The 5,448-nt window shown below is 72.3% G+C and carries 7 protein-coding genes and 1 pseudogene; all 8 read right to left on the bottom strand.

Annotated elements, in window-relative coordinates:
- The coding region (locus tag ACWD3D_RS32805; RefSeq protein WP_451464379.1) for a hypothetical protein at positions 1 to 197 on the bottom strand (197 nt) is incomplete at its 3' end.
- A gap of 96 nt (positions 198 to 293) precedes the next feature.
- Positions 294 to 689 carry a hypothetical protein gene (locus ACWD3D_RS32810; RefSeq protein WP_451464380.1) on the bottom strand — a complete coding sequence of 132 codons (396 nt, stop codon included), beginning with the start codon at positions 687 to 689 and terminating at the stop codon, positions 294 to 296.
- 397 nt (positions 690 to 1,086) lie between these two features.
- Positions 1,087 to 2,337 (bottom strand): cytochrome P450 family protein, encoded by a 1,251-nt coding sequence (locus ACWD3D_RS32815; protein ID WP_451464381.1) that lies wholly within the window; start codon positions 2,335 to 2,337, stop codon positions 1,087 to 1,089.
- Positions 2,338 to 2,434: 97 nt separating this feature from the next.
- Positions 2,435 to 3,802, bottom strand: a complete 1,368-nt coding sequence (locus tag ACWD3D_RS32820) for a cytochrome P450 (RefSeq protein WP_451464382.1) — start codon at positions 3,800 to 3,802, stop codon at positions 2,435 to 2,437.
- Positions 3,799 to 4,347, bottom strand: coding sequence for a GTP-binding protein (locus ACWD3D_RS32825; RefSeq protein WP_451464384.1), 549 nt, complete (start codon positions 4,345 to 4,347; stop codon positions 3,799 to 3,801). Before ACWD3D_RS32825 ends, ACWD3D_RS32820 begins: the two co-directional genes overlap by 4 nt.
- Before the next feature lie 85 nt (positions 4,348 to 4,432).
- Positions 4,433 to 4,792, bottom strand: coding sequence for a DUF742 domain-containing protein (locus tag ACWD3D_RS32830; protein WP_328718869.1), 360 nt, complete (start codon positions 4,790 to 4,792; stop codon positions 4,433 to 4,435).
- Entirely contained in the window at positions 4,789 to 5,235 is a 447-nt protein-coding gene (locus ACWD3D_RS32835; protein ID WP_451464383.1) for a roadblock/LC7 domain-containing protein, read from the bottom strand. Before ACWD3D_RS32835 ends, ACWD3D_RS32830 begins: the two co-directional genes overlap by 4 nt.
- Positions 5,232 to 5,448, bottom strand: a pseudogene (locus ACWD3D_RS32840) (hypothetical protein); the annotation flags it as partial. The gene ACWD3D_RS32835 and the pseudogene ACWD3D_RS32840, both read right to left, overlap by 4 nt.

The following is a 5,448-nucleotide window of genomic DNA, read 5'->3' on the forward strand; positions in this document are numbered from 1 at the left end:
GCCCCGCCGGCGCGGGCGCCCGTCCGCAAGACCTTGTCCGCCCGGCCGGGGTCCGCGTACCGCCGCCGCGGCGCGTCGCCGCCCGCCGCCGCGGCGGCGGGCGGACCGGCGGTGAAACCGGCGGCCGGAGCGTCGGCGGGCTTCCCGGAGGAGACGCCGTCGTCGTCAAGGCGTCTGGATCTTTTCAGCGAAGGCACGCCCCGACGCTCGACCGATCCGGTGGACGGACCCGTCCTGAGAGGTGAACGAGAGGGGCCCTGGGGGCAACATCGACATTCTTCGCACCTTCGTGCTCAAGAGATACCCCAGAACACCTCCTCTTCCACCTTCAATTCGGGCAGCATCGCGCGGAATCGGTCGTAGGCGGAACGGCAGGTCGCATGCCGCTCGTACGTCCTCGGCGAGACGGCCACGACGGTGCCGGCTCTGTCCCGCAGCACCCAGATCCAGCCGCCGCCCCCCTTGCGATGCTGAATCCCCCCGGAGTGGTGCGCGTGATCCGCGCACAGATCCGCGAACGCCGCCCTGCACTGCCCCGGCGATCCGAACGAGACCGCCGCCACCGCCATGGCCCGCCCGTTGGACGCCACCAGCCGCCAGCCGTACCCCCCGTGTGCGTCGATGTCCGTCTGACATCGCGCGCCCGTCGTGCCGGCGGCCGATCTCGCCGCCTCCTTCGGCTGTTCCACTGCCCCACCCCCCGCCGCCCCTTCACAGAAAAGACCGCAGGGTACGCACCTGCGTGGGCGGCACAGGCAATCTACTGAGACGAGCGGAACCATGGAGAGGTAAAGGAGACCCCAAAGGTCACGATTCATGACGCGGTAACCATGCGGCCATGCTGGGGAAATCGCCCGAGACCACCCCTTCCGCGCCGGCGTGCGCCCGGCGTGGGAGACCGGCTGTGGAACAGGGACCTCCGGACTGTTTTCGTGCCACGGAGGCCTCATTCGCCCCGTGCGTGGGGTGCCCGGGCGTCCGGTGCGGGAGGCGCCTCGGAGCCGTACGAAAAGAAGGGGGCACGGCGGACTTCCGCCGTGCCCCTCGCGCCGTCTCGGCGCCCCGCCCCGGCCCTCGGGGGCCGGCTCAGCCGTGCGGGCGGACCGGCAGCTTCTGCACGCTGTTGCCCACGAAGGAGGCGTGCCGCGGCAGTTCGGGCTCGGGGACGGCGAGGTCGAGATCGGGGAAGCGGGTGAACAACTGCTCCAGTGCCGCCGTGCCCTCCATCCGGGCCAGCGGGGCGCCCATGCAGAAGTGGGCGCCGTGGCCGAGGGAGAGGTGGCGGGCCTTGCCCTCGCGGGTGATGTCGAAGCGTCCGGCGTCGGGGCCGTGGGCCTTCGTGTCCCGCCCGGCCGCCGAGTAACCGGCCAGCACCGGTGTGCCCTTGGGGATCACGGTGCCGTCGAGTTCGAGGTCGCGCGTCGGGTAGCGGAACGGGAAATAGCTCACCGGGCTGTCCCAGCGCAGCGTCTCCTCCACCACGTCCTCCCAGCTCGCCTCGCCCGCGAGCACCAGGGCGAGCTGGTCGCGGTGGGTGCAGAGCGCCCGTACCGCGTTGGTGATCAGGTTCAGGGTCGTCTCGTGCCCGGCGATGATCGTGAGCATCAGGGTGCCGATCAGCTCCTGCGGGCCCAGCCGGTCACCGTTCTCCTCGCGGGCCGCGATCAGCGCGCTGGTGAGGTCGTCGCCCGGCTCCTTCGAACGGGCGGCGGCGACCGCGCTCAGCACCTCCACCATCTCCCGGTTGGCGGCCATCGCCTCCTCCGGTCCGATGTCCGTGGCGACGATCTGGTTGGACAACCGGTGCAGCCGGTCGTGGTGTTCGGCCTCCACGCCCAGCAGTTCGCAGATCACACCCATCGGCAGCGGCAGCGCGAAGTGCGTCCGCAGATCGGCGACCCCGTCCCCGGCCGCGGCGGCGGTCTCCAGGCCGTCCAGCAGCGAGGCGGTCAACGCCTCGATGCGCGGCCTCAGTTCCTCCACCCGGCGCGGCGTGAACGCCTTGCTCATCAAAGACCGCAGCCGCCGGTGGTCGGCGCCGTCCGCGGTCGTCATCCCCTGCACCGTGGCGAAGGTCTTCAGCGGCCAGCCGTCCGGGATCTCACCGGCCTGGAGCGCGGCGAAGTGCGTGGCGTTCTTCGCCACGTCGGGGTGCTGGAGGAACTCCTTGAGCGCGTCGTGGCCCAGCACCGCCATGCCCTCCACCTCGCCGGGCAGGAGCACCGCGGCGACCGCGGAGTGCTCCAGCAGCCGGGCGTTGGCCGCGTGCGGGCAGCCGCCCGCCGGGTCGAGACGGTGCGGCCCGTCGGCCGCCGAGTTCACCGGTGACGTGTTCAACAGAGCTCTCCAGGGTCGGGGATGAGTGGCCGCGGAGCGCCGCTCGGTGTTTCGGTGCCCGGTACTCCGCGAAGGCCGGGGGCGTCGGTGCGGGATGTCAGTACGGCACGGTCGTGGCAGGCCGGGGCGTCGAGGTACTCCAGGGCGCCGTCCGCGCCGGGGCGAGGTCCCCCGCCGACTGCGCCGGCGCCGCCCCCTGCGGCAGCTGCGGTGTGCCGAACCGCACCGGGAGCGCACCCAGGCCCTTGCTCCAGGGAGACTTGATCCACTCCAACTCGGATTCGGGCACCGCGAGTTCCAGGTCCGGCAGCCGGTGCCGGATGGTGTCCACCGCGGTCCGGGTGATCAGCCGCGCCGGGTCCTGCGCGGGGCAGGTGTGCGGTCCGGCGCCGAACGCCAGATGCGAACGGTTGCCGACCACCGGCGCGCCGTCGGCCGGCAGGATCTCCGGGTCCGCGTTGGCCGCCGCCAGGCCCAGGATCAGCATGTCGCCGGTACGGATGTCCTGCCTGCCGAACCGCATGTCGCGGGTGGCGTAGCGGGCCGGGAAGTTCTGGGTGGGCGGGAAGCGCCACAGGACCAGGTCGAGCGCGTCGTCCACGCTCAGATGGCCGCCCGCCAGCGAGGAGCGGAACGCCGGGTCGCAGAGCAGGATGCGCAGCGTGGTGGCGATCCAGTTCACCGTGGTCTGGTTGCCCGCGACGAACATCACCACCAGGTTGTGCAGCACCTCCTCGTCGGTGAGTTCCGCCGGGTGGTTCAGCAACGCCGAGGTGACGTCCTCGCCCGGCTCGCGCCGCTTCTCCTTGATCAGCCCGTAGAGGATGGCGCCCATCCGGCGGCTGGCGTCCGCCGAGCCACTGGTGGCCGACACCGTCCCGGCCACGGCCTCCACCAACTCCCGCCCGGTGCGGTCGTCCAGCCCGAGCAGCCCGGTGATCACCCGCATCGGCAGCGTACGGGCGTAGTCGGCGACCAGGTCCGCCGCGCCCTGACCCGCGAACGAGGCGATCAGTCCCTCGGCTGCGGCCCGGACGCTCCGGCGCAGCTCGTGGCCGTTGATCTTGCCGAGGGCGTCCGAGACGGCCGCCCGCATCCTGCGGTGCTGCTGCCCGTCCGCGAAGAGCAGCGCGGGACGCCAGCCGACCATCGGAAGGATCGGCGAGTCGGCGGGCACCCGGCCCTCCCGCAGCAGACTCCAGTGGCGCGGATCGTGCGAGAAGTCCCCCTCGTCGCGGGTGAGCCGGAGCAGCTCGCGGTGGCCCAGCACGAGCCAGGCGTCGATGCCCGGAGCCATGGACACCGGGGCCACCGGCCCGTGCTCGGCGCGCATCTCCTCGTACAGCAGGGGCATCCGGTCCCCGTCGAGCTCCGGCCCGTACAACGGGGTCGCCGAGGACACGGGCGGGGCGGCGGGCCAGGGGCACCGGGCGGCGGACCCGGCCGGGGGATGCGGCGTGCTCATGAGGGCTCCGTGGCGACATGGATGAGGTGGCTGACGAGGGCGATCAGGGCCCGGATCGACGACTCCTGGTCGCGCGCGTCGCACAGGACCACCGGAGTTCCGGGCAGCAGATCGAGAGCCGAGCGCAGATCGGCCGTGTCGTGCAGGGGACTGCCGGGGAAGACGTTCACGGCGACGGCGAACGGCAGATCCAGATCCTCCAGATTGCCGAGGGCGTCGAACGACGCGCTCAGGTCCCGGGTGTCCACCAGGGCGAGCGCCCCCAGCGCACCCTTGGCGAGATCCCGCCAGGCCGGCAGGAACCGCTGCTGCCCGGGCGTACCGAAGAGGTAGAGCACCAGATCGCCGTCGATGGTCAGCCGCCCGAAGTCCAGGGCGACCGTGGTGGTGGTCTTGCCGCTGTCCACGACGGTGTCGACCCTGGCACCCGCCTGGGTCATCGCGGCCTCCGTGAAGAGCGGCTCGATCTCCGAGACGGTGCCGATCAGCGTGGTCTTGCCCACCCCCAGGGGGCCGACGACCAGGATCTTCGCCGCCCCGGCCACGCTGGACGCCACGTACTTCCCGGAGGAGGGGCCGACGGGCGCCCTCCCGCCCGGGGCGGGAGCCGGACCGGCCTCGACGAAGGCTTCAGATACGGCTTTCGAGACCATCGAGGACCTTTCTGAGCATGGTCAAGTCGGCGCGTTCGGCCGCGGGAATGGGAGGACGGGTCACGATCAGCCCCCACTGGACGAGATCGGCGAGGAGCACCTGCACGACCGAAGGCGGCTGGCGCAGGTGCGCGGCCACTTCCGCGACCGAGATGAGCCCCTCGCAGTGCGTCAGGATCGCGAGGTGCTCCGGCTGGAGGGAGGCGGGGAACGCCGCCTCCGTCGCCATCACCAACGACTCCCAGGACAGCGGCTCCCCGCCGGACTCCGCACGGCCGCGGGTGATGACGTACGGGCGTACCGCCGAGGCCCTCGGCTCCTCGGACCGGTCCGTCATGACGACGCGATGGCCTGATCCCGCGGCAGACTGCTCAGGTGCGCGCCGATCTTCGCCACCAGCAGCTGCATTTGCTGCGCGACGAGGCCGACGTCCGCCTCCAGGTCCGTGGCGACACCCAGGTGCGCGCCCACCCCGGCATGGGTGAACAGGACGAACCCGTGATCGGACTCCAGCATCAACTGGCGCAGTCCGACCCCCGAGCCGAACAGCAGCTTCGTCGTGGAGCGGCCCGTCATGGTCATCGCCGCGCAGGCCGCCGAGAGCGACTCCGCCTCCGCGACGCTCAGGTCGGACACCGGGCCAGAGAGGTTCTTCGCCGACGCGTGACCGAGACGCAGGCCGTCCTCCGAGACGACGACGGCGTGCCGGACGCCGGGGATCTCGGTGAGCGGGCGGAGCATCCAGCCCAAGTCGGGAAGTCGAGTGATGGTTCCGGTCACGACCGGCCTCCGTGCTGCTGGTTCGGGCTACTGGGCAGGGGCGGTACGCCGGACGGCGCCGCCTCGGGCGGATCGGTGGCCGGCCGGGACCGCGCCTCGTCCGCGCCGAGGGCGGCGCGTCCGCGCAGGGTGCCGGACACCACGCTGGAGATCGACGCGCGGGCCGCCTCCGGCGTCCACGGTGCGGGGTCGGGGGCGGACGGCCACCGATCC

The organism is Streptomyces sp. NPDC002690 (assembly GCF_053592415.1).